This is a genomic window from Nocardioides sp. S5-5 (assembly GCF_054954065.1).
Window position 1 is genome coordinate 4,799,974 of record NZ_CP199913.1, and the last position, 21,550, is coordinate 4,821,523.

The following is a 21,550-nucleotide window of genomic DNA, read 5'->3' on the forward strand; positions in this document are numbered from 1 at the left end:
AATGAGGGGCTCTCTCCGTTTTTGGCGGGCGGATGAGAACGACGGCACGCGGTCCTGTCACCCGTTCGGGTGGCATTTGAGCCGGATTCCTTTACTTTGGCTGGCTGGCGCCCGGGAACGTCGATACAAAACGGGTCCATGTCCGTACTGACCTCCCCCTCTCGCCGCATGAGGCTCGCCGGCATCGCCGCGCTGGCCACCGCGACCGCCACGATCAGCATCGTCGGCACCGTGCCGACCTCCCACGCCGACCCTGCCCCGGATCCCGACCCGACCGTCCTCGGACTCGGCTCCTTCGAGGTGACTCCCGCTGCCGGTGCCTGCTCCGCACTGGTCACCATCGAAGGCGGCAACGGCGGCACGGCGGTCTCGGGCGCGGCTGACGACGACCCGGACACCCCCAACGACCCCGCCCAGGTCGGCGGCGGCCAGGGCGCCCGGATCCAGTTCCGGATCCCGGTCTCACCCACCGACGTCTTCACCGGCGTGGTCGGCAACGGCGGCACCGGCGGCGGCACCGGCGGCGCGGCCGGTGCCGACAAGGGCGGCGACGGCGGCGCGGGCACCCACCGCGGCGCCGGCGGTGGCGGCTACACCAGCTTCATCGTCAACGGCGCGACCGTCGCCCTCGCCGGCGGCGGTGGCGGCTCCGGCGGCGGTCACAACCCCGACGAGGGTGGCGGCGGCCACGCCGGCGTCGTCGAGGGCGCCGGTGTCTGGGCCGGCCAGGAGGGCGCCGACGGCAACGACAACGCCCTCCAGGGCGGCGCGCCCGGCGGCGGTGCCGCCGGCGGCACCAGCGCGCCCGGCGCCGGCGGCGTCCACGCGACCGACAGCGACAACAACGGCGAGGCCGGCTCCGGTCGCAACGGCGGCGCGGGTGCCGGCCCCAACGGCGCCGACCAGGGCGGTGGCGGCGGTGCCGGCTACTACGGCGCCGGCGGCGGCGCCACCACCATCGGCGACGTGAACGGCCCCAACGGCCTGATCATCGGTGGTGGCGGCGGCGGTGGCTCCAGCTACTTCGACACCGCCCAGGGCGCTGTGCTCGTCGATCCCGCCGCCGGCGAGGGCCTGGCGGAGAACGTCGCGAGCCGCAACGGCACCGGCGAGATCGCGTGGGAGCCCTGCGACTACGACCTGGCGATCACCAAGACGGCGGCGGCCGAGGTGTTCGAGTCGGGCACGCCGGTGACCTACACCCTGACGGTGACCAACCACGGCCCCGACCTGATGGGCATCGACGACACGGTCACCATCACCGACGCCAAGGCGGCCGGTGGCACCCTCGTGTCGGTCCAGGCCAGCGGCAGCGGCACGCCGTTCGCCTGTGACACCGCGGTCGGGTCGATGATCCCGGCCGACGGCGAGCTGGACTGCTCGCGTCCCGTGGGCACCGACGTCCGTGGCCTCGACGACAGCGAGACCCTGACCGTCGTCTACAGCCAGGTTCTCAACGGCTCCGCGCCGGTGCTGAACACCGTGAGCGTCACCGACCGCGCCAACCCGGCGAACAACACCGCGGCGGCCACGGTCCAGCCGGCGGCTCCGAGCGTCGCGCTGGTCAAGAAGGCCAAGCCGAAGAAGGTCGCCCGCCTCGGTCAGAAGATCAAGTACACCTTCAAGGTGACCAACACCGGCAACATCTCGCTGACCACGATCGCGATCGCCGAGCAGCAGTTCAGCGGCAAGGGCAGCCTGACCCCGAAGTGCCCGGCGCTCCCCGCGACCGGTCTCGCACCCGGCGGCACCATCACCTGCACGGCCACCTACAAGGTCCACAAGCGTGACCTGGTCGCCGGCAAGGTGGTCAACGTGGCCACGGCGACCGGCACCACGCCGGCCGGCAACCCGGTCCAGTCGCTGCCGTCGAAGGCGAAGGTCAAGACGCCCAAGGTGAAGCAGACCAAGAAGCTGGCGGGCACGCCGAACACCGGCGCCCGGAGCCAGTCCGGACGCTGACCGACCCCTCCCCGGGGAGGACGTCGAAGCGAGGGGGCCGCACCTGTCGGGTGCGGCCCCCTCGTCATGTGTCGACCGGTGCGGATCCGTCAGCGGGCGCCGCGGAGGAAGGCCTCGAGGATCGGGCCGGCGGTCTGCGAGCCGGACTCACCGGTCTCGACGTAGACGGCCACGGCGAGGTCGCCCTGGGCGGCGACCATCCAGGCGTGGGTGCGGATGGTGTCGCCGTCGGCGTACTCGGCGGTGCCGGTCTTCGCGATCACCGGCGGGCCGGGGACGTCGGCCAGGCCGCGGCCGCTGCCCTCGGTGACGACCCGGCGCAGGATCGCGCGCAGCTGGTCGGCCTCGCCCGGGGCCAGCGCCTTCGCCTCGGCGGGGACGCTGACGTCGACCTGGTCGACGAGGCGGGGCACGACGGTCGTGCCGGCCTGGACGCTGCCGATCACGGTCGCCATGGCCATCGGCGAGGCGAGCACCTTGCCCTGGCCGATCACCGAGGCCGCGGCCTCGGTCTCGCCGGCGGGGTCGGGCACCTCGCCGAAGAAGGCCGGGAAGCCGACGTCGTGGTCGATGCCGAGGCCGAGCGTGGCGGCCGCGGCGGCCAGGTCGCCCCTGCCGACGACGTCGCGCTGACCGATCAGCGCGGTGTTGCACGACTGGGCCACCGCCTCGCGCAGCGGGATCGTGCCGAGGGCCGAGGACGGGTAGTCGGAGTAGTTCTTGAACTCCTTGCCGTTGACGGTGATCGTCGGCGTGCAGTCGACCGGGCTGTCGGGGCTCAGGCCGGCGCGCAGCAACGCCAGCGAGGTGACGATCTTGAACGTCGACCCGGGCGCGAACTGGCCGTAGGTGGCGTAGTTCTGGCCGCCCGTCGCCGCGTCGTTGGCGGCCGCGAGCACCGCGCCGTCGCTGGGGCGCAGCGCGACCAGGGCGGCGGCCGGCCCGGTCGTGGCGAGCACCTGCTCGGCGAGCTTCTGCAGGCGCTCGTCGAGGGTGATCGCGAGCGGCCGGCCCGGGGCGGCGTCGTGGCGGTAGACCTCACGCCGTTCGGCACCGGGGTCCTTGCCGTCGGCCGCCGGGACGACGTAGACGACCCGGCCGACGCTGCCGCGCAGCTGGTCGTCGTAGCGCGCCTGGAGGCCGGAGAGACCGGCGACGTCGCCGGAGCGGTACTTCTCGGGATCCTTCTCCACCATCTCCGCCGTCACCGGGCCGACCCGGCCCAGGATCGGCGCGGCGAAGTCGCGGCTGGGCGCGAGGGCGAGCTCGGCGTCGACGGTGTGGCCGCCGGCGATGGCGGCGAGCGCGTCGGCGAACCCGGCCGGCTCCTCGCCGGCGCGGTAGGTGATCGCCTCGACGAAGGCGCGCGGGCCCGCGCCCCGGACCGCCTTCACGTACGGCTTCACGTCGATCCCGACCAGCCGGGCCAGGGCTCGGGCGGAGGCCGGAGCCTGCGCGGCGTCGACCTTGGAGCGGTCGATCCCGACCCGGACCACGGCCCGCTCGGTGACCAGGACCGTGCCACCGGCGCCGGTGATGTCGCCGCGGTCGGTCGGCTGGGTGACCGCGTCGAGGGTCTCGCCGTCGGCGAGGTCAGGGGCGACCAGACCGGGCGCCCAGCGCACGGACCAGGCATCGCCGTCGTGGCTGAGCGCGACGGTCGTCTCGTAGGACCACGGGTCGGCCCCCTCGATGACCGGCCAGGACCACTGCAGGGTGGCGGTGGGCTTCTCGTCCTCGGCGTCGACCTCAGCGACCGTGACAGCGGGGACGACGCCGTCCATGTCGTCGACGATCGCGGCGTACGACGTGGCGACCGACGCCGCGTCGGCGCCCGCGAACGGCACGGAGGCGAAGGGGTCCGCGGCCTTGCTCACGTCGTCGGACTGCGGGGTCGCGGCCGCGACGAGCGCGCCGGCCAGCTGCTTCGTCACGGCCTCGGCGCCGTCGGTGTCGCTGCCCGAGCACGCGCTCAGCGCGCCGCCGAGCACGAGCAGGGAGGTGAGGGCTGCCGAGGTCCGCCGCATGGTGAAGGTTCTACCAGCCGGGTCCGCCACCGCCGGCTCTCAGTGGCCGGCGAGGAACCGGACGCCCCGGGTCGTGCCGTCGACGATGTCGGAGACGTGCGCCTGGAATCCCGGGCAGGTGGTGATGTCGTGGGCCCGGCACTCCAGGGCGTGCTGGGTCATGTGCCGCGACCGCTCGAGCTCGACCTGGCGCCGGTCGAGCTCCTCGAGGTGGGCACGCAGCGCGTCGCGGCGGCCCTCCGCGGAGGCGTCGACGAGGGTGCGGATCTGGTCCAGGCTCATCCCCGACGCCTTGCTGGCGAGGATCATGGCCACCCGGTAGGCGTCGTCCTCGCCGTAGAGCCGCCGGCCCGCCGAGTCGCGCTCGGGGTGCAGCAGCCCCTTGTCCTCCCAGTGCCGCAGCACGTGCGTCTCGAGCTCGAAGCGTGCGGCCAGCTCGCCCACGGACCACCGGATGCTCCGGGTGCTTGACTTCATGTGTACATGAAGTCACACCCTGGTCCCATGATCAACTCACCGACCTACGACGTCGCCGTGATCGGCGCCGGATCCGCCGGCCTCCAGGCCGCCCAGACCCTCGGCCGGATGCACCGCTCGACCATCGTGATCAGCACCGACCGCTACCGCAACGACCCCACCGAGCACATGCACAACTTCCTCGGCCACGACGGCGCCCCGCCCGCCGAGCTGCGCCTGGCGGCCCGCAAGGACGCGGAGGCGTACGACGACGTGCGGTTCCTCGACGTCGAGGGCGCCGGCGTCAGCCGGATCACCGGCGAGCTCGGCGACTTCGTCCTCGAGATCGAGGGCGAGCAGCCCGTGCGGGCCCGGCGAGTCCTGCTCGCCACCGGCGTCCGCGACAGCCTGCCCGAGGTCCCGGGCGTCGCCGAGAGCTTCGGCGAGCTGGTGGCGCACTGCCCGTTCTGCCACGGCCACGAGTTCGCCGGCACCCGGGTCGGCATCCTCGGCTCCGCGCCCCACGTCGCCGCGATGGCGTCGATGGTGCAGCCGATCGCCGAGGAGCGCGCCGTGCTCACCGACGGCGGCGACCTCGACCCGACCACCGCCGCCCAGCTCGCCGCGCTCGGCGCCAGCGTCGTGACCGAGCCGGTGCTCGGCGTACGCAAGGAGGGGGCAGGCCTGCTCGTCACCCTGGCCGGCGGCGGGGAGGTCGCGCTGGGCGGGCTGTTCGTGAAGACCGAGTGGGCCCAGGCCGCCCCCTTCGCCGAGCAGCTCGGGCTGGAGCTCTCGGAGGTCGGGGCGGTCGTCGTCGACGCCTTCGGCCGCACCAGCCTCCCCGGTGTCTACGCCGCCGGCGACCTGGCCCAGGGCCCCGGCCTGCCGATGCCGATGGCGTCGGTGCTGGTCGCCGCGGCCGCCGGGATGATGGCTGCCGCCGCCTGCGTGCAGGACGCGGCGCTGGCCCGGATCGCTTGACGCCCGACAACGGGCTCAATACCAGCCGGTGCGCTCCGAGTGCTCCCAGGCCTGCTGGGCGTTGCCGTAGCGCGCGGCGATGTAGGCCAGGCCCCAGCGGATCTGGGTCTCGGGGTTGGTGCGCCAGTCGCTGCCGACGACGGCCATCTTGGTGCCGGGCAGGGACTGGGGGATGCCGTAGGCGCCGGAGCTGCGGTTCTCGGCCAGGTGGTTCCAGCCGGACTCGCGCTGCCACAGCGCGTCGAGGTAGGGCCACTGGTCGGCCGGGAACCCGAACTCGATCATCTCGCGGTAGCCGAGGCCGCGGTTCGACGCCGGGTCGACCTCGGCGGGGACGACGACCGCGGGCAGCCTCTTCGCGATCCGTTCGGCCCGACGGGCGAGCTGGGCCATGATCTCGACCGTCGGTACGTCGACCCGGGCCCCCGAGCGGGAGGGCTCTCCCTGCCGCGGGGTCGGCGTCGGGGCGGGCGCCGCACTCGAGATCGACACGGCCGGCCGGGCCACGGGCTGCGGCGTGCCCGCGCAAGCCGTCAGCAACAGCGCACCGGCGGCGAGTGCCACGGAGCAACGCAGACCCCCCATGGGGTCCGAGGATAGGTCAGTCGCGGGGCTTGCGCGAGCGGTTCGGCGGGCCGTAGTCCTTGGCCAGCTCGATCAGCTTGCCACTGATCCGGGTCTGCTTGAGCCGCTCCCACTGATCGTCGGTGAGGCGCGCGGGCAGCTCGACGACCGAGTAGTCGGGGCGGATCGTGATCTTGCCGAAGTCGCGACGATCCAGCCCGCCCTCGTTGGCGAGGGCGCCGACGATCTGGCGCGGCTCGACGCGGTGTCGCTTGCCGACCTGGATCTTGTAGGCCTGGAAGTTGCCGCCCGAGCGCGGCGCGCGGTCACGGCCACCGCGATCCCCGCGATCCCCGCGGTCGCGACCAGCACGGTCACCCCGGTCGCCCCGGTCGTCGTACTCGCGGCGCGGACGGCGCTCCGGCTCCGGCTCCTCCTCGAGCAGCAGCGGGGTGTCGCCCTGCAGCGCGATGGCCAGGGCGGCGGCCACATCGGCCTCGGGCACGTCGTGCTCGCGGATGTAGTGGCCGACGACGTCGCGGAAGAAGTCGATCTGCGGCGACTCGAGGGCCGCGGTGATCCGGTCGTCGAAGCGGCTCAGCCGCGACTCGTTGATCGCGTCGACGTTCGGCAGCTGCATCTGCTCCAGCGTGGAGCGGGTGGCCTTCTCGATGTGCTTGAGCAGGTAGCGCTCGCGCGGGGTGATGAAGGAGACCGCGTCGCCGCTGCGGCCGGCGCGGCCGGTACGGCCGATCCGGTGGACGTAGGCCTCGGTGTCGGTGGGGATGTCGTAGTTGAAGACGTGGCTGATCCGGGGCACGTCGATGCCGCGGGCCGCGACGTCCGTGGCGACCAGGATGTCGAGCTTGCCGTCCTTGAGCTGGTTGACGGTGCGCTCGCGCTGGGCCTGCACGATGTCGCCGTTGATCGCGGCGGCGCTGTAGCCGCGGGCACGGAGCTTCTCGGCGAGGGTCTCGGTCTCGTTCTTGGTGCGCACGAACACGATCGCGCCCTCGAAGTTCTCGACCTCGAGGATCCGGGTCAGCGCGTCCACCTTCTGCGGGTAGCTGACCATCAGGTAGCGCTGCTTGATGTTCTCGGCCGTGCGGGTCTTGCGCTCGATCGCGATCTCGACCGGGTTCTTCAGGTACTTCGCCGACAGCGACTTGATCTGCTTCGGCATGGTCGCCGAGAACAGCGCGACCTGCTTCTCGGCGGGCGTGTCGGCGAGGATCGTCTCGACGTCCTCGGCGAAGCCCATGTTGAGCATCTCGTCGGCCTCGTCGAGCACCAGGAAGCGCAGCTCGGTGAGGTCGAGCGTGCCCTTCTCCAGGTGGTCCATGATCCGGCCGGGCGTGCCGACGACGATGTGGACGCCCCGGCGCAGCGCGGACAGCTGGACGCCGTAGCCCTGGCCGCCGTAGACGGGGAGGACGTGGACGCCGCGCAGGTTGGCGGCGTACTTCTCGAACGCCTCGCAGACCTGCAGCGCCAGCTCGCGGGTCGGCGCGAGGACCAGGGCCTGCGGGGTCTTCTGGGTCAGATCCAGCTGGTCGAGGATCGGCAGCGCGAAGGCCGCCGTCTTGCCGGTGCCGGTCTGGGCCAGGCCCATCACGTCGCGACCCTCGAGGAGATGGGGGATGGTCGCGGCCTGGATGGCGGACGGCGACTCGTAGCCGATGTCCTTGAGCGCCTTCAGGATACGGTCACCGAGACCGAGGTCGGCGAAGGTCGCGGGCTGGTCCGCAGCGTCACTGGCAAGGTCACTCACCCGTCAAGACTAGTGCCGTCAAGCGCGCGAGGCGTGATCCTCGTCGCGGTGCGCTGGGTCACTGCGGATTGAAACCGGCACAGTCTGGTAAGGACAGCCTGTAATGCCGGACGCCCCGCATCCGCTCTCACCCCCGGCACACGGTCATGCTCCGCGACGAGAAAGTTCTCCATGAGGCCCGACACCACGCCCCGCCGCGCGCGGCACCTGCTGCTCGCGGCGATCGCCGTCCTGTTGTGTACGTCCGGCCTCGTCGCCGGCTTCGTGGAGCCCGCGAGCGCCGCGCCCAAGCCGGCGAAGGTCAAGGGCGTCAAGCTGAAGAAGCCCCTCGTCGACGGCACCACCGCCTCGCTGAAGGTGAAGTGGAAGCGCGCGGCCCGCGCGACGTCGTACAAGGTGAAGTGGCGCACGCCGGGCGGCAAGGCCCACAAGGAGAAGACCCGGTCGACGAAGCTGGTCGTCAAGGGACTGGCGCAGGGCACCGACTACTGCGTGAAGGTGCGCGCCTTCAACGGCAAGCGCAAGGGCAAGTGGTCGAAGACCGTGTGTCGTACGACGTCGCGGATCGACCCCGTCCAACCGGTCTGGGTCGACCGGCAGGCGCCGCAGGGCGGGACGGTCGCGCTGGGCTTCCGCTGGAACGAGGTGGGCGGGGCGACGTCGTACGAGCTGGCCTACGTTCCGGGTGAGAAGAACATCCAGAACCACAAGAAGAAGAAGGTCGTCAACGTCGGCGCGACCGGCGCCGGGACGGTCGGCGTGCAGGTCGGCGGCCTCGTGCCGAGCAAGACCTACTGCTTCCAGGTGCGGGCGATCGGGCCGCGGGGCGCGGGCCCCTGGGGCGTGGCGGGCTGCAAGTACACCGAGCCGACCAGCCGCGCCGCCGGCGGACCGATCCACGTCGACATGATGACCTGGAACATGTGCACCGCCGTATGCACCGGCGACCGCGACTGGTCGCTGCGCAAGGCCGATGCCATCGCGAAGATCGGGCAGATCGCGCCCGATGCCGTGGCGACCCAGGAGTCGGGGCAGGCGATCGACGACTTCGACGCGATGCCCGACTACTCCCGCGCCTGCAAGGTCGGCGACGGCGCGCCGTACCAGCCGGGTCTGGAGGCGAACGCCAAGAACCAGGCCCTGCTGGTCCGCGACGCCCCGGACGCGAGGTTCGACGTGGTGGCCGGCACGGCCAACGGCTGGCGCTTCCTCCCGGACAACCACGGTGGCTGCTGGGTCGTCGTCGAGGACCGGGCCAACCCGGGGCGTCGACTGGTCCTCGCCAGCGTCCACCTCATCCAGCCCGCGGCCGGGTCGGACCAGCTCCGGCTCGCCCAGATGGCTTCCTTCTGGGCCGCGCTCCACGCCGACCCGAACACCGCGGGACTCCCGATCGTGATCGCCGGCGACTTCAACTCCGAGCGCAACCGGCCGCTCGACGGTCCCCGAGCGCTGCTCAACGCCAACGGCTACGACGACGCGTTCGACGTCGCCGAGTCCTACAACTCGCTGCCCTACGTCAACTCGTTCAACGGCTGGGCCAACCCCGGGCCGATCTCCCTGCGCTGGGGCGCCCACGTCGACCGGGTCTTCGTCCCACCGAACGCGCGGGTCACCAGCTGGCAGATGGAGCAGCCCTTCGCGGGCAGCCTCCAGCTCTCCGACCACTCCCCGGTCCGGGTGACGGTCGAGATCCCCTGACCCGCGAGGTGGGTGCATCGCTCGCATCTCGCACGACCAGAGCCCACACCGCGCGGGTGCTCACTCCACGGTGACGGACTTGGCCAGGTTGCGGGGCTTGTCGATGTCGTGGCCCAGCTCCAGGGCGGCGTGATAGGCCAGCACCTGCAGCGGGACGGTCAGCAGGATCGGGTCGAGCTCGCGCTCGTTGCGGGGTACGTCGATCCGGCCGGTCACGACGCCCGCGAGGTCACCCAGGTCGACACCCTCGTGGGTGAGCACCACCAACGGGCCGCCGCGGGCCGCGATCTCGTGCAGAGCGGCGACATTGCGCTCGACCAGCTCGTCGTCGGGCACGATCGCCACGGTCGGGACCTCCGGCGAGATCAACGCGAGCGGGCCGTGCTTGAGCTCGCTGGTCTGGTACGCCTCGGCGTGCCGGTAGGTGATCTCCTTGAACTTCTGCGCCCCCTCCCGCGCCACCGGGAAGCCGCGGACCCGGCCGACGAAGAACAGGCTCTCCGCCTCGGCCAGCCGCTTGGCGAGGACCCCCAGCTCGGCCTCGGTGGCCAGGATCTCCTCGATCTGCCCGGGGATCCGCATCAGCCCGGCGATCAGCCGCTTGCCGTCGGCGATGGACAGGTCACGCACCCGGCCCAGCTGCACCGAGAGCATCCCGAACGCCAAGAACATGTTGGTCAACGCCTTGGTCGAGGCGACCGCGACCTCCGGCCCCGAGTGCAGGTAGATGCCACCGTCGACCTGACGCGCGATCGCCGATCCCACCACGTTGACCAGCCCGATCACCCGACCGCCCTTGCGCTGCACCTCCTGGACCGCCAGCAGCGTGTCGATGGTCTCCCCGGACTGGCTCACCGCGACGTACAGCGTGTCCGGCTCCACGATCGGGTTGCGGTAGCGGAACTCGCTGGCCGCCTCCGCATCCGCCGGGATCCGGGCCAGCTCCTCCAGCAGCGAGGCCCCCATCTGACCCACGTAGTACGCCGACCCACAGCCGAGGATCTTGACCCGCCGGAACGCACGCAGCTCCCGCGCGTCCAGGTTGAGACCACCCAGATGCCCGGTCCCGAACCGCTCGTCGAGCCGCCCCCGCAGCACCGCCTCGGCACGGGCCGGCTGCTCGAGCAGCTCCTTGTGCATGAACGAGTCGTGCTCGCCGGCGTCGTACGCCTCGGGGTCGATGTCGACCTCGCTGGCCCGGCGGTCGGTGGCGGCCAGGCCACTCGCCTCGATCCGGTACGTCGTGAACCCACTCGCCGTGACCGTGGCCATCTCACCGTCGTCGAGATGGGCGACCGTGGTGGTGTAGCGCACCAGCGCGGCCAGATCCGAGGCGACATGCATCTCACGCTCACCGACACCGATGATCAACGGACTCCCGTTGCGAGCCACCACCAGCCGGTCGGGGAAGTCGGCATGAGCCACCGCGATACCATAGGTGCCCTCCACCCGCCCCAGCGCCTCGGCGATCCGCTGCTCCAACGTCTTCGCACCCGAGCGCGCGACCAGGTGGGCGAGCACCTCGGTGTCGGTGTCCGAGGCCAGCACCACACCCTCCTCGGCGAGCTCGGCCCGCAACGCGGCCGCGTTGTCGATGATGCCGTTGTGGACCACCGCGACCCGCGCCGCCTCGTCGGTGTGGGGATGGGCGTTGACATCGTTCGCCGGACCGTGCGTGGCCCACCGGGTGTGCCCGATGCCGACCTTGCCGCCGAACCGCTTCGGCAGACCAGCGCCGAGATCCCGGACCCGGCCGGCCTGCTTGGCGACCTTGAGACCACTGCTGCCGAGGACCGCGACGCCCGCGGAGTCGTACCCGCGGTGCTCGAGCCGGGCCAGCCCCTCCAGCAACAACGGCGCCGCCTGCTGGGTCCCGACGTAGCCGACGATCCCGCACATGTCCGTCTCCCTCTATCCGTAGATCATCCGGCGGAGCTGGCGCTCCGACAGGTCCGGTGCCGCGACGACCGTGCTCCGCAGCTCCTCGCGCAGCCGGGCGAAGATCTCCTCGTTCCGCGCGCCGTGCAGCTTGAGCTCCGCGTGTCGCCGCCGGACCCAGCCCTCGACCGTCTCGTCGTGGAACGCGAGGACGTCTTGGACCAGTCGCGCCGCCTGCGCCGTGTCCAGACCCGTGCTGTCCTGGACGTGCTGGAGGAGCCGCGGGTCCACATGCACTCGGTGAGGGTGCTCGCATGGGCGCCGTTTCTCAAGTTCCTGCCCGAAATCGGGCAGATCTCTGGTTTCTGTGATCCCGCGCCTTGTCAGCGCGAGGTGGAGGACCAGGCCCTCTCGCGACGGCTTTGAAGGCATCCAAGTGGGGGACAGAGGGGCGAATCGTCGCATTCTGGGCCGCCCGAGTGGGGGACGTGCTATCTTGGTGAACACAAGGTGAACAGGAGGTGACCCATGACCGACACGAACATGACCGAGACGCATCTGGAGATGCGCTGGCTGCCCGTGACCACCCCCGACGGACGCACCCGGATGGAGGCCGTCTGGGTCGAGGTCGGCCAGCCCGTGGCCGCGCACTCGCACGCGGCCTGAGCCACATCGAATCTCCCAGAAGCCACCCCCGGATCCCCGGGGGTGGCTTCCGGCATCTCCGGGTGAGGACGGCAGTGTGATCCGGATCACTCTGTGCCGCGGAATGGTTGCCGCGTCACCATTGGTTACGGTCTTTGAAACTTCAACAAACCCCGCCACCACCCAGGAGCCTGCATCATGAGCGAGTCCACCGCCCTCACCGACATCACCGGCGACTACACCCTCGACATCGCGCACAGCCGCCTCGGCTTCGTCGCGCGGCACGCGGTCGTCACCAAGGTCCGCGGCCAGTTCGCCGACTGGTCCGCCACCGCGCACATCGACACCGCCAACCCGGCCGCGTCCTCGGTCACCGTGACCATCAACCCGGCCAGCGTGTCCACCGGCAGCCCCGACCGCGACGCTCACCTGGCGTCCCCCGACTTCTTCGACGCCGCGGCCTTCCCGGAGTGGAAGTTCGTCTCCACCGAGGTCTCCCGCGACGGCGACGAGTGGACCATCACCGGCGACCTGACCATCAAGGACGTCACCAAGCCGGTCACCATCGAGTTCGAGGAGAACGGCTCGGCCAAGGACCCGTTCGGCAACATCCGGGTCGGCTTCGAAGGCGACGTCACCGTCAACCGCAAGGACTGGGGCCTGACCTGGAACGCCGCGCTCGAGACCGGCGGCGTCCTCGTCTCCGAGAAGATCAAGCTCGAGTTCGACATCTCCGCGATCAAGAACGCCTGACCCTCACCGACCCGGCTCAGACTAAACCGCGAACAACGCCGACCCGGCGCAAAGTGTCTTGACGGTCAAGACACTTTGCGCCGGGTCGACGCGTCTCACGAGTCAGTTTGCGCCGGGTCACGGATAGGGTCGCCGACATGGGCGAGGTGTTCGCGGGACGCTACGAGCTGCTGGATCCGATCGCCGCGGGCGGCATGGGCACCGTGTGGCGGGTGCTGGACCGCACGGCCGGCGAGGTCAAGGCCGCGAAGATGCTGCGCCAGGCCGACGCGGCGATGCTGCTGCGGTTCGTGCGGGAGCAGTCGGTGCGCATCGACCACACCCACGTCGTCACCCCGCAGTCGTGGGCCGGAGTCGACGACCGGGTGCTGTTCACGATGCCGCTGGTGCGCGGCGGCTCGGTGTCGGGCCTGATGAGGCGCCACGGCGGGACCCTGCCGCCACGCTGGATCGCCGCGCTGACCGACCAGACCCTGCAGGCCCTCGAGGCCGTCCACGCCGCCGGGATCGTCCACCGCGACATCAAGCCCGGCAACCTGCTCCTCGAGCCGACCGGGCGCCGCCGGCCACACCTGCGGCTCACCGACTTCGGCATCGCCGTCCCCAGCGACGAGCCGCGGCTGACCCATGTCGCGATGGTGATCGGGACCCCGGGCTACATGCCGCCTGAGCAGTACCGCGGCGCCGACCCCGACCCCAGCGCCGACCTCTACGCGCTCGGCGTCGTCGTCTTGGAGATGCTCACCGGTCGCCGACCGCCCGCCGACGGCGAGCCCGGGCCGATCGACGTCGCCGCGCTGCGCACCGGGAGCCCCGAGCACGACGCGGTCCTCGAGGTGGTCGCTGCCGCCACGGCGTACGACGCCCGGCAGCGCCCCACCGCCACCGAGCTGCTCGCCCACCCGGCCCTGCGCGGGCTGGTCGCGCGCTGGGACGACCCGGCGCTGGCCGACGGGATCGAGGTCGCCGACGAGTACCCCGCCGCCCCCGACCCGACACCGAGCCGGCCCACGGCGCCGTACCCGCCCCCACCGCCGCCTCCGGCCACCCCGGCCAGCTCGACCAGCCCGACCAGTCCGACTGCCGCCGCGACGGCCGCGGTCACCGCCTACGGCGCACCGGTCACGCGCCGGCGCCCGGTCGACGCCCTCGTGCTGCTGGCTGTGGGCGTGGTGGGGCTGCTGGTGGCGGTGCTGCTGCTCGGCTGAGCCGCTAACGGCGGGCGCGGAGCCGGACCACGCCGGCGCCGAGGCACGCGACGCTGGCGACGGCCAGGCCGAGCCCGGCCCAGTGCCGGGTCGAGAACCAGCCGGCGCCGTCGAGCGGGCTGCCGGAGGCGACCGCGGCGAAGGTGTCCTCGCCGACCAGGAAGGGGCGATCAGGGGCGTAGCCGTCCAGGCTGGTCTTCTTGTCCTGCGAGACCACGACACCGTCGTACGTCGGCGCGGCGCCGGAGTCGTGGCTGACCGCGACCGTGAGCGTCACCGGGACGGCGACCGCCGTGCGGGCCGCGGCCTCGGGGAGCGGCGACACCGCGAGCGAGACCCAGTAGTCGCCGGGCAGCCGGCCGTCGGCCTGGCGCACCGGCTCCCCCGCGGCGACGAGCACCGTCGGGTCCCGGTCGTCCGCCTCGGTCAGGTAGGAGCCGGTCGTGGAGTCGCCGGCGCCGCTGTCGGCGTACCCCAGCCGGCCCCGCAGCGAGTCGACCAGGCGCAGGCTCACGGTGGGGCCGCTGTAGCCGAACTCGTCCTCGTCCTCGGCGGCCGCGACATCGACCCGCACGACCGGCAGATCGCCCCAGCCGAGCGGCACCCGCCACAGCTGCTCGGTGCCCTCGGCGAGCGTCGTGCTGACCGTCACCGGCTCGTCCCGGGCGTCGAGCTCAGGCGCCTCGTCGAAGGACGCCGCGCCCTCCAGCGACTCGGCCTCGCCCGCCTTCGGCCGGTCGTACGACGGAGTGTCGTCGGCCTCCTCGTCGCCGGTTCCCGACGATGGGGCCTCCTCGACGACCTTGATCACGTACGGCAGGTCGGTGGTCGGCGAGCCGTAGCCGCGGTTGACCTGGATCTGCACCGTGCTCGCCGCGCGGCAGGTCTCGCCGGTGCTGCCGGTCTCGTCGCCGACGACCAGGCGCGCGCCGATGACCGCCTGCGGGACACTGCTCTCCGCGGAGTCGCTCTCGTCGCCGCAGCTCGTCAGGTCGCTGGATCCCTCGGTGGCGACACCGGCGAGCAGCCGGACGCCGTCGCTCCCCGTCCCCTGCGGCGCGCCGAGGACGCCGATGTGGACCCGGCTGCCGTTGATCCGGCGCTGATAGCTGAAGTACTGCGGGTACGCCGGCTTCAGGCTCGTCCGCCACAGGCCCGGAGCGAGGACGGTCGGCGTCTCGGGGCTGGTGCTCGCCTTGTCGGGCAGCGGCGCGCCGCCCAGGTCGACGCCCGAGGTGGCCGCCGCGGCGCCGTACCCGGTCGTCAGGGCCAGCCACGCCAGACAGGTGGCGGCGCCGAGCAGGGCGGGAGTGCGTCGCGGACTCACGCCTGAACTGTAAAAGATCCACGCCGCCCCAACCCGACCGGCTCGTCGTGCGTCCTTCTTCGAGCACCACACCGACACGAGAGGATGAGCCCATGGCGCTGCGCGCATCTCGGGGGCCGACGGACGAGGAGTTCGCCGAGCTGGTCCACGCCGCCTGGCCGAGTCTCTACCGCACGGCGGTGCTGCTGGTCCGCGACCATGCGCTGGCCGAGGACCTGGTCCAGACCGCGCTGGCGAAGACGTACAGCCACTGGTCGGGCATCCGCGACGTCGGCGCGGCCCGGGCGTACGCACGGCGAGCGCTCGTCACGACGGCGACCAGCTGGTTCCGCCGCCGGTCCTTCCGCGGCGAGCGTCCGACCGCCAAGCTGCCGGAGCCGGTCACCGACCACGACCCGCGCGGACCCACCGGTGACCGGATCGACCTGCTGGCGGTGCTTGCGCAGCTGCCGCCGCGGCAACGTGCGGTCGTGGTGCTGCGCTACTACGACGACCTGTCCGTCGCGGAGACCGCCGAGCTGCTCGGCGTCACCACCGGCACCGTGAAGAGCCAGACCTCCGACGCGCTGGCCGGCCTGCGACGCCTGCTCGGGGACGGCGTCGACCTCTCCGACACCACCCCGACCACCCCGCTGATTCCCGGAGGCCACCATGGCTGAGCGCCTCACCGACCTGCTCCACCACACCGTCGCCGACCTGCGGCTCCCCCACCCCGACACCGTCGCGATCGCCGCCGCGGGCCGCGCCCGGCGTACCCGCCGCCGAGTCGGGACCGTCGCCGCCGCGGTCGCCGCCGTCGCGGCCGTCGGCGTCGGCGGCGCGGTCGTCGCCGGCCTCGACGACGGCCCCGCCCGCGGCTCCCACGTCGCCACCCAGGACCCGGCCGGCGACGCGTACGCCGCGCTCGGGTCCTGGTCGGTCGGCACGCGGGTGATGGTCGGCGCGAGCGAGGCGGTCCTCGACCCGGGTCCCCACCACCTCGCGCAGACCTCGGCGGGCGTGGTCACCCAGCAGTTCGCCGAGGCCGACGGCAAGGCCTTCGCGCTGGTCCGCCCGGACGGCACCGTCACCCCGCTCTCGATCCCGGCCGACGCGTGGTCCGTCTCGGGAGATCCGGGCAACGCTCGGGTCGCCTGGCTGGAGCCGCTCGCCAACGAGGGCTGGATCCACGTGTGGGACGTCGTGCGCGACCGGGAGGTCGGCAAGCGGCTGGTCGAGCTGCCCGGCGAGCTCCCCGAGGGAGGCAGGTCCGGCGTCCAGGAGATCCAGCTGGACGGCGACCTCGCCTATGTCGGCACCGACCTGCGCTCGGCCCACCGGGTCGACTGGCGCACCGGCGCCGACCAGGAGCTGCCCTTCTCGCCGGTCGCCGTGCACCGCGGCGTGGCGACCTCGATGGACGACGACGGCCACTGGACCGTCGTCGACGCCGCGACCGGCGCGGTGCTGCGCGACCTCGGCCGCCGCATCGACACGGTGACGCTCGCACCCGACGGCAAGCACGTCCTCGTGGTGCGCTCCGACAGCACCGGGACGGCGGCGCGGATCGAGCCGGTCGCGGGCGGGACGCCCGTGGACCTGCCGGGGATCACCGGACTGCACAGCTGGAGCGTCGGCGGCCAGGTCGTCGGGCAGGTCGACGGCACCCGCACCCTGCGCCGGTGTGACGTCACGGGCCGGTGCGAGGACGCGCTGGTCGCGTGGCTCGACGAGGAGGACCCGCTGGTGCTGCCCGCGGACTACCTGATGCTCGGCTGACCCGTCTGCTCGGCCATCACGTCGCGGGCGAGCAGCGCGACGTGGAGCGCCAGCACGTTCTCCGGGTCGGCCAGGTCGATGTCGACGACCTGGCCGATCCGCTGCAGCCGGGCATAGAGCGCCGGGCGGGAGATGTGGCACAGCTCGGCGGTGCGCACCTTGTTGCCCCCCGAGCGGCAGTACGCCGCCAGCGTGGTCGTGAGCTGCTCTCCGGTGCGCGCGTCGTGGGCGAGGAGGGTGCCGAGCTCGCGCTCGACGTACTGCTGCAGCCGGGGGTCGTGGCGCAGCAGGTGGAGCAGCCCACGCAGCCGCAGGTCGTAGAGGCGGACGGCGCGCGGCGGGTCGGTGGGGGCGGCGGAGTCGGCGACGACCATGGCCTCGCGGACGCTGCCGCCGGCCCCGGCGACGTCGTCGACGGCCGAGCCGACGCCGACGACCAGGCGGGCGCCGGTGCGGGCCAGCCGCTCGACGAGCCGGTCGACCACCGGGTCGGCGGCGCCGGGCGCGTGGGCGACCAGGGCCACCACGCGCTCGTCGTCGACGGGGCCGACCAGCCCGCTGGTACGACGTACTCGCAGCTCGTCGAGCAGGTCCGCGGCCGCACCGCGCAGCTCGTCGGCGGCGCCCGGTCCGGGCAGCCGGACGACGAGACCGGTGACGTGCCGGCCCTTCCAGCGCAGGCCGAGCGCGGTGAGCCGGGCGGCGAGGTGGGGGATGTCGACGCCGGCGGCGAGCTCGGTGAGCAGGGTGCGGTGCGCCTGGAGCTCGAGGTTCTGGGCGTCGCGGTCGATCAGCCGGCCCATCGCCAGCGCGGTGGCGCCGCGCTCGAGGAGCATCCGCTGGCGAGAAGTCAGCTCCTCGGTCCCGTCGGTGACCAGGACCAGGCGGCCGAACCGGCCGGGCTCAGGTCCGACGTCGACGGCGGTATCGGTGCCGAGCATCCGGGCGCTGCGCGAACGGCGCTCCCAGTCGCCGATGACGGCGTCGTGGTCGCGGCCGGCGGTGCTGTAGGCGATGACGTGATGGACCAGGTTCTCGAAGACCACCGGACGGTCGGCCATCTCGGCGACCAGGTCGACGACCTGCTGCGGCCGGGCCCGCCCGAGGGTGAGCCGGGTGAACGCGCGGTGCGCCTCCTCGGAGGCCTGCAGCTCGGTCATCTGCGCGTTCACGACGATCTGGTGGACGGCCTGGGTGAGCGCCACGAACGACGTCTCGCGGCGGAACGCGATCAGCGGCAGGTCGTGCTCCTCGGCGGCCTCGACCAGGGCGTCCGGCAGCCGGTCGGTGTAGCGCCGGCCGAGCTCGATCGCCAGGCCCGCGAGACCGACCTCGGCGAGGCCGGCGACGTACTGACGCAGGCCGCGCTCGGTCGAGGGCAGCAGGATGCCGGTGTTGAGCAGCAGCTCGTCGCCCTGGAGCAGGGGGGCGATGTCGGCCAGCTCGGCGACGTGGACCCAGCGGATCGCGCGCTGCAGGCCTCCGGCCCCGGCCAGCACCGCCGGGTCGCCGCGCCGGACCTCCGGCAGGGCCAGCACCTCGGCCAGCGTCGGCAGCATCCGCGTCCTTCCAGTCTGTAACGTTCGCGCGACATGTCGCGACAGATTGATGCTACTCAGCGCTCGCCGCCACGCCTACGTTCAGACCATGAGCACGATCAGCCACTGGATCGACGGCGCCGCTGTGTCCGTCCCCGACGCCCGCACCCAGCCCGTCTTCAACCCCGCCACCGGCGAGGTCACCGGCCAGCTCCAGCTCGCCGACACCGTCCTGGTCGACCGGGCTGTCGCCTCGGCGGCCGCCGCCGCGACGGCGTGGGGCCGCTCGAGCCTCGCGCGGCGTACCCAGGTGCTGTTCGCCTTCCGCGAGCTGGTCCGCACCCACGCCGACGACCTGGCCGCCGCGATCACCGCCGAGCACGGCAAGGTCCTCGACGACGCGGCCGGCGAGGTCGCCCGCGGCCTCGACAACGTCGACTACGCCGTCGGGGTCGCCGAGCACCTCAAGGGCAGCTACTCGTCCGAGGTCAGCACCGGCATCGACGTACGCACCGTGCGCGAGGCGCTCGGCGTCGTCGTCGGCATCACGCCCTTCAACTTCCCGGCCATGGTGCCGCTGTGGATGTGCGCCACCGCGATCGCCGCCGGCAACGCGTTCATCCTCAAGCCCAGTGAGCGCGACCCCTCGGCGTCACTGCTGCTGGCCGAGCTGTGGCAGCAGGCCGGCCTGCCCGACGGCGTGTTCACCGTCGTCCAGGGCGACGCCACCGCCGTGCAGGCGCTGATCGACCACGAGGACGTCGCGGCGGTCAGCTTCGTCGGCTCCACCCCGGTCGCGAAGTCCGTCTACGAGTCGGGGACCCGCGCCGGCAAGCGGGTCCAGGCGCTCGGCGGCGCCAAGAACCACATGGTCGTCCTGCCCGACGCCGACCTCGGCATGGCCGCCGACGCGGCCGTCTCGGCGGCGTACGGATCCGCGGGCGAGCGCTGCATGGCGGTCTCCGTGCTGGTCGCGGTCGGCGACGTCGCCGACCAGCTGATCAAGGAGATCACCGTCCGCGCCAACGATATCGTGATCGGCGACGGCACCGTCGCCGGCACCGGGATGGGCCCGCTGATCACCGAGGCACACCGCGACCGGGTCGCCGGGTACGTCGACGCCGGGTCCGCCGCCGGCGCCACCGTCGTCCTCGACGGCCGGCAGTCCGAGCTCCCGGCGTCCGGCTTCTTCCTCGGGCCCTCGCTGATCGACAACGTCTCGGAGGAGATGTCGGTCTACCGCGACGAGATCTTCGGCCCGGTGCTGTCGGTCGTACGGGTCGACACCTTCGAGGAGGCGATCGCGCTGATCAACCGCAACGAGTACGCCAACGGCGTCGCACTGTTCACCCGCGACGGCGGCGCCGCCCGCCGGTTCGAGCGCGAGATCGAGGTCGGCATGGTCGGCGTCAACGTGCCGATCCCGGTGCCGGTCGCGCACCACTCGTTCGGCGGCTGGAAGAGCTCGCTGTTCGGCTCGCACCACATGTACGGCCCCGAGGGCCTGGCGTTCTTCACCCGCGCGAAGGTCGTCACCTCCCGCTGGCCGGACCCGGCGACCTCGACGGTCGACCTCGGCTTCCCGCGGAACCGGTGAGCCCGATGACCCTGCTCGACCCCGCCACCAACTCACCGGCCGACTCGCTCGCTGCAAGCGTCACCGCCGACGACCGCGCGCACGTCTTCCACTCCTGGTCCGCTCAGGACAAGATCAGCCCGCTGCCGATCGCCGGCGGCGAGGGCTCCCGGTTCTGGGACTACGAGGGGCGCAAGTACCTCGACTTCTCCTCGCAGCTGGTCAACCTCAACCTCGGCTACCAGCACCCCGCGCTGGTGGCGGCGATCCAGGAGCAGGCCGCCCGGCTGTGCATGGTGCAGCCGGCGTTCGCCAACGACGTCCGCGGCGAGGCGGCCCGGCTGATCGCCGAGCGTGCGCCCGGCGAGCTCGACCACGTGTTCTTCACCAACGGCGGCGCCGAGGCCAACGAGAACGCGATCCGGATGGCGCGCCTGCACACCGGCAAGCACAAGGTGCTCTCGACCTACCGCAGCTACCACGGCGCCACCGCCGGCGCGATCGCGCTGACCGGCGACCCGCGGCGCTGGCCCTCCGAGCCGTCGATCCCCGGGTCGGTGCACTTCTGGGGGCCCTACACCTACCGCTCGGCCTTCCACTCCGCGTCGGAGACGGAGGAGGGCGAGCGCGCGCTGCAGCACCTCGCCGACACGATCATGGTCGAGGGGCCTGCCACCATCGCGGCGATCATCCTCGAGACCGTGGTCGGCACCAACGGCATCCTGGTGCCGCCGGCGGGCTACCTGGCCGGCGTCCGCGAGCTGTGCGACCGGCACGGCATCGTGCTCATCGCCGACGAGGTGATGGCGGGCTTCGGGCGCTGCGGCGAGTGGTTCGCGATCGACCACTGGGGCGTCGTACCGGACCTGATCACGTTCGCGAAGGGCGTCAACTCCGGCTACGTGCCCCTGGGCGGCGTCGTCATCTCGGAGTCGATCGTCGACACCTTCCGCGAGCGCGCCTACCCCGGCGGCCTCACCTACTCCGGCCACCCGCTCGCCTGCGCGGCCGCCGTCGCGTCGATCCGCGTCATGTCCGACGGGGTGCTCGACCACGTGAAGGCGATGGGTCAGGACGTGATCGCTCCCCGGCTGGCGGAGATCGCGGCGCGCCATCCCTCGGTGGGCGAGGTCCGCGGGCTCGGGATGTTCTGGGCGATCGAGCTGGTCCGCGACCGCGCCACCCGCGAGCCGCTCGTCCCGTTCAACGCCGCCGGCCCGGACGCCGAGCCGATGGCCCGGTTCACCGCCGCCTGCAAGGAGCGCGGGCTGTGGCCGTTCGTCCACTTCAACCGCACCCACGTCGCCCCGCCCTGCACCACCTCCCGCGAGGAGCTGCTCGAGGGACTCGACATCCTCGACCAGGCGCTCGACGTCGCCGACTCGTACTGCGCGGGCTCCTGACT

Annotated in this window: 18 protein-coding genes; 10 read left to right on the forward strand and 8 right to left on the reverse strand. The window is 72.5% G+C overall.

Annotated elements, in window-relative coordinates:
- Positions 1–168 precede the first annotated feature (168 nt).
- Positions 169–1,962, forward strand: coding sequence for a DUF7507 domain-containing protein (locus tag ACUP6Y_RS23210; protein WP_462553352.1), 1,794 nt, complete (start codon positions 169–171; stop codon positions 1,960–1,962).
- 89 nt (positions 1,963–2,051) lie between these two features.
- Here the strand turns inward: ACUP6Y_RS23210 and ACUP6Y_RS23215 are convergent, their stop codons facing one another.
- Together ACUP6Y_RS23215 and ACUP6Y_RS23220 are read right to left on the reverse strand one after the other, a co-directional pair.
- On the reverse strand, positions 2,052–3,989 hold the full coding sequence (locus tag ACUP6Y_RS23215) for a penicillin-binding transpeptidase domain-containing protein (protein WP_462553353.1): 1,938 nt from the start codon (positions 3,987–3,989) through the stop codon (positions 2,052–2,054).
- A 39-nt stretch (positions 3,990–4,028) separates the two neighbouring features.
- Positions 4,029–4,466, reverse strand: a complete 438-nt coding sequence (locus ACUP6Y_RS23220; protein WP_462553355.1) for a MerR family transcriptional regulator — start codon at positions 4,464–4,466, stop codon at positions 4,029–4,031.
- A gap of 27 nt (positions 4,467–4,493) precedes the next feature.
- Between ACUP6Y_RS23220 and ACUP6Y_RS23225 the strand changes: the two genes are divergently transcribed.
- Positions 4,494–5,426, forward strand: coding sequence for an NAD(P)/FAD-dependent oxidoreductase (locus ACUP6Y_RS23225; protein ID WP_462553356.1), 933 nt, complete (start codon positions 4,494–4,496; stop codon positions 5,424–5,426).
- 15 nt (positions 5,427–5,441) lie between these two features.
- On the opposite strand, the gene ACUP6Y_RS23230 is transcribed toward ACUP6Y_RS23225, so the two are convergent.
- On the reverse strand, positions 5,442–6,011 hold the full coding sequence (locus ACUP6Y_RS23230) for an aggregation-promoting factor C-terminal-like domain-containing protein (protein ID WP_462553357.1): 570 nt from the start codon (positions 6,009–6,011) through the stop codon (positions 5,442–5,444).
- A 16-nt stretch (positions 6,012–6,027) separates the two neighbouring features.
- Positions 6,028–7,761: a DEAD/DEAH box helicase gene (locus ACUP6Y_RS23235; protein ID WP_462553358.1), complete on the reverse strand. Its 1,734-nt coding sequence runs from the start codon at positions 7,759–7,761 to the stop codon at positions 6,028–6,030.
- Positions 7,762–7,932: 171 nt separating this feature from the next.
- On the opposite strand from ACUP6Y_RS23235, the gene ACUP6Y_RS23240 reads away from it, so the two are divergent.
- Positions 7,933–9,462 (forward strand): fibronectin type III domain-containing protein, encoded by a 1,530-nt coding sequence (locus ACUP6Y_RS23240; protein ID WP_462553359.1) that lies wholly within the window; start codon positions 7,933–7,935, stop codon positions 9,460–9,462.
- Positions 9,463–9,522: 60 nt separating this feature from the next.
- Here ACUP6Y_RS23240 and glmS read toward each other — a convergent pair whose 3' ends face one another.
- Both glmS and ACUP6Y_RS23250 read right to left on the reverse strand, forming a co-directional pair.
- Complete coding sequence (glmS, locus tag ACUP6Y_RS23245) at positions 9,523–11,361, reverse strand: glutamine--fructose-6-phosphate transaminase (isomerizing) (RefSeq protein ID WP_462553360.1); 1,839 nt, start codon at positions 11,359–11,361, stop codon at positions 9,523–9,525.
- Between the two features lie 12 nt (positions 11,362–11,373).
- Positions 11,374–11,637 carry a hypothetical protein gene (locus tag ACUP6Y_RS23250; protein ID WP_462553361.1) on the reverse strand — a complete coding sequence of 88 codons (264 nt, stop codon included), beginning with the start codon at positions 11,635–11,637 and terminating at the stop codon, positions 11,374–11,376.
- A 231-nt stretch (positions 11,638–11,868) separates the two neighbouring features.
- On the opposite strand from ACUP6Y_RS23250, the gene ACUP6Y_RS23255 reads away from it, so the two are divergent.
- From ACUP6Y_RS23255 to ACUP6Y_RS23265, 3 genes are all read left to right on the forward strand, one after another.
- Positions 11,869–12,006, forward strand: a complete 138-nt coding sequence (locus ACUP6Y_RS23255; RefSeq protein WP_462553362.1) for a hypothetical protein — start codon at positions 11,869–11,871, stop codon at positions 12,004–12,006.
- Positions 12,007–12,183: 177 nt separating this feature from the next.
- Complete coding sequence (locus ACUP6Y_RS23260) at positions 12,184–12,738, forward strand: YceI family protein (RefSeq protein ID WP_462553364.1); 555 nt, start codon at positions 12,184–12,186, stop codon at positions 12,736–12,738.
- A 137-nt stretch (positions 12,739–12,875) separates the two neighbouring features.
- Entirely contained in the window at positions 12,876–13,946 is a 1,071-nt protein-coding gene (locus ACUP6Y_RS23265; protein ID WP_462553365.1) for a serine/threonine-protein kinase, read from the forward strand.
- Between the two features lie 4 nt (positions 13,947–13,950).
- On the opposite strand, the gene ACUP6Y_RS23270 is transcribed toward ACUP6Y_RS23265, so the two are convergent.
- A complete protein-coding gene (locus ACUP6Y_RS23270; protein WP_462553366.1) occupies positions 13,951–15,273 on the reverse strand; it encodes a hypothetical protein in 1,323 nt (440 codons plus the stop codon).
- A gap of 92 nt (positions 15,274–15,365) precedes the next feature.
- Here ACUP6Y_RS23270 and ACUP6Y_RS23275 point away from each other — a divergent pair, with 92 nt between their 5' ends.
- Positions 15,366–15,932: a SigE family RNA polymerase sigma factor gene (locus ACUP6Y_RS23275; protein WP_462553367.1), complete on the forward strand. Its 567-nt coding sequence runs from the start codon at positions 15,366–15,368 to the stop codon at positions 15,930–15,932.
- Positions 15,925–17,031, forward strand: coding sequence for a hypothetical protein (locus ACUP6Y_RS23280; protein ID WP_462553368.1), 1,107 nt, complete (start codon positions 15,925–15,927; stop codon positions 17,029–17,031). Before ACUP6Y_RS23275 ends, ACUP6Y_RS23280 begins: the two co-directional genes overlap by 8 nt.
- On the opposite strand, the gene ACUP6Y_RS23285 is transcribed toward ACUP6Y_RS23280, so the two are convergent.
- Complete coding sequence (locus ACUP6Y_RS23285; protein WP_462553369.1) at positions 17,013–18,590, reverse strand: PucR family transcriptional regulator; 1,578 nt, start codon at positions 18,588–18,590, stop codon at positions 17,013–17,015. The two genes, ACUP6Y_RS23280 and ACUP6Y_RS23285, sit on opposite strands and share 19 nt — an antisense overlap.
- Positions 18,591–18,678: 88 nt before the next feature.
- Here ACUP6Y_RS23285 and ACUP6Y_RS23290 point away from each other — a divergent pair, with 88 nt between their 5' ends.
- Positions 18,679–20,166 carry a CoA-acylating methylmalonate-semialdehyde dehydrogenase gene (locus ACUP6Y_RS23290; protein ID WP_462553371.1) on the forward strand — a complete coding sequence of 496 codons (1,488 nt, stop codon included), beginning with the start codon at positions 18,679–18,681 and terminating at the stop codon, positions 20,164–20,166.
- A 5-nt stretch (positions 20,167–20,171) separates the two neighbouring features.
- The gene (locus tag ACUP6Y_RS23295) at positions 20,172–21,548 is read left to right on the forward strand and encodes an aminotransferase class III-fold pyridoxal phosphate-dependent enzyme (RefSeq protein WP_462553372.1); all 1,377 of its coding nucleotides are present in this window, start codon (positions 20,172–20,174) and stop codon (positions 21,546–21,548) included.
- Positions 21,549–21,550: the final 2 nt, after the last annotated feature.

Bases quoted from the DNA above. Each gene is read 5' to 3' on its own strand.
- ACUP6Y_RS23210 (WP_462553352.1), top strand. From the start codon at position 169: ATGAGGCTCGCCGGCATCGCCGCGCTGGCCACCGCGACCGCCACGATC.
- ACUP6Y_RS23215 (WP_462553353.1), bottom strand. From the start codon at position 3,989: ATGCGGCGGACCTCGGCAGCCCTCACCTCCCTGCTCGTGCTCGGCGGC.
- ACUP6Y_RS23220 (WP_462553355.1), bottom strand. From the start codon at position 4,466: ATGAAGTCAAGCACCCGGAGCATCCGGTGGTCCGTGGGCGAGCTGGCC.
- ACUP6Y_RS23225 (WP_462553356.1), top strand. From the start codon at position 4,494: ATGATCAACTCACCGACCTACGACGTCGCCGTGATCGGCGCCGGATCC.
- ACUP6Y_RS23230 (WP_462553357.1), bottom strand. From the start codon at position 6,011: ATGGGGGGTCTGCGTTGCTCCGTGGCACTCGCCGCCGGTGCGCTGTTG.
- ACUP6Y_RS23240 (WP_462553359.1), top strand. From the start codon at position 7,933: ATGAGGCCCGACACCACGCCCCGCCGCGCGCGGCACCTGCTGCTCGCG.
- glmS (WP_462553360.1), bottom strand. From the start codon at position 11,361: ATGTGCGGGATCGTCGGCTACGTCGGGACCCAGCAGGCGGCGCCGTTG.
- ACUP6Y_RS23255 (WP_462553362.1), top strand. From the start codon at position 11,869: ATGACCGACACGAACATGACCGAGACGCATCTGGAGATGCGCTGGCTG.
- ACUP6Y_RS23260 (WP_462553364.1), top strand. From the start codon at position 12,184: ATGAGCGAGTCCACCGCCCTCACCGACATCACCGGCGACTACACCCTC.
- ACUP6Y_RS23265 (WP_462553365.1), top strand. From the start codon at position 12,876: ATGGGCGAGGTGTTCGCGGGACGCTACGAGCTGCTGGATCCGATCGCC.
- ACUP6Y_RS23275 (WP_462553367.1), top strand. From the start codon at position 15,366: ATGGCGCTGCGCGCATCTCGGGGGCCGACGGACGAGGAGTTCGCCGAG.
- ACUP6Y_RS23280 (WP_462553368.1), top strand. From the start codon at position 15,925: ATGGCTGAGCGCCTCACCGACCTGCTCCACCACACCGTCGCCGACCTG.
- ACUP6Y_RS23285 (WP_462553369.1), bottom strand. From the start codon at position 18,590: ATGCTGCCGACGCTGGCCGAGGTGCTGGCCCTGCCGGAGGTCCGGCGC.
- ACUP6Y_RS23290 (WP_462553371.1), top strand. From the start codon at position 18,679: ATGAGCACGATCAGCCACTGGATCGACGGCGCCGCTGTGTCCGTCCCC.
- ACUP6Y_RS23295 (WP_462553372.1), top strand. From the start codon at position 20,172: ATGACCCTGCTCGACCCCGCCACCAACTCACCGGCCGACTCGCTCGCT.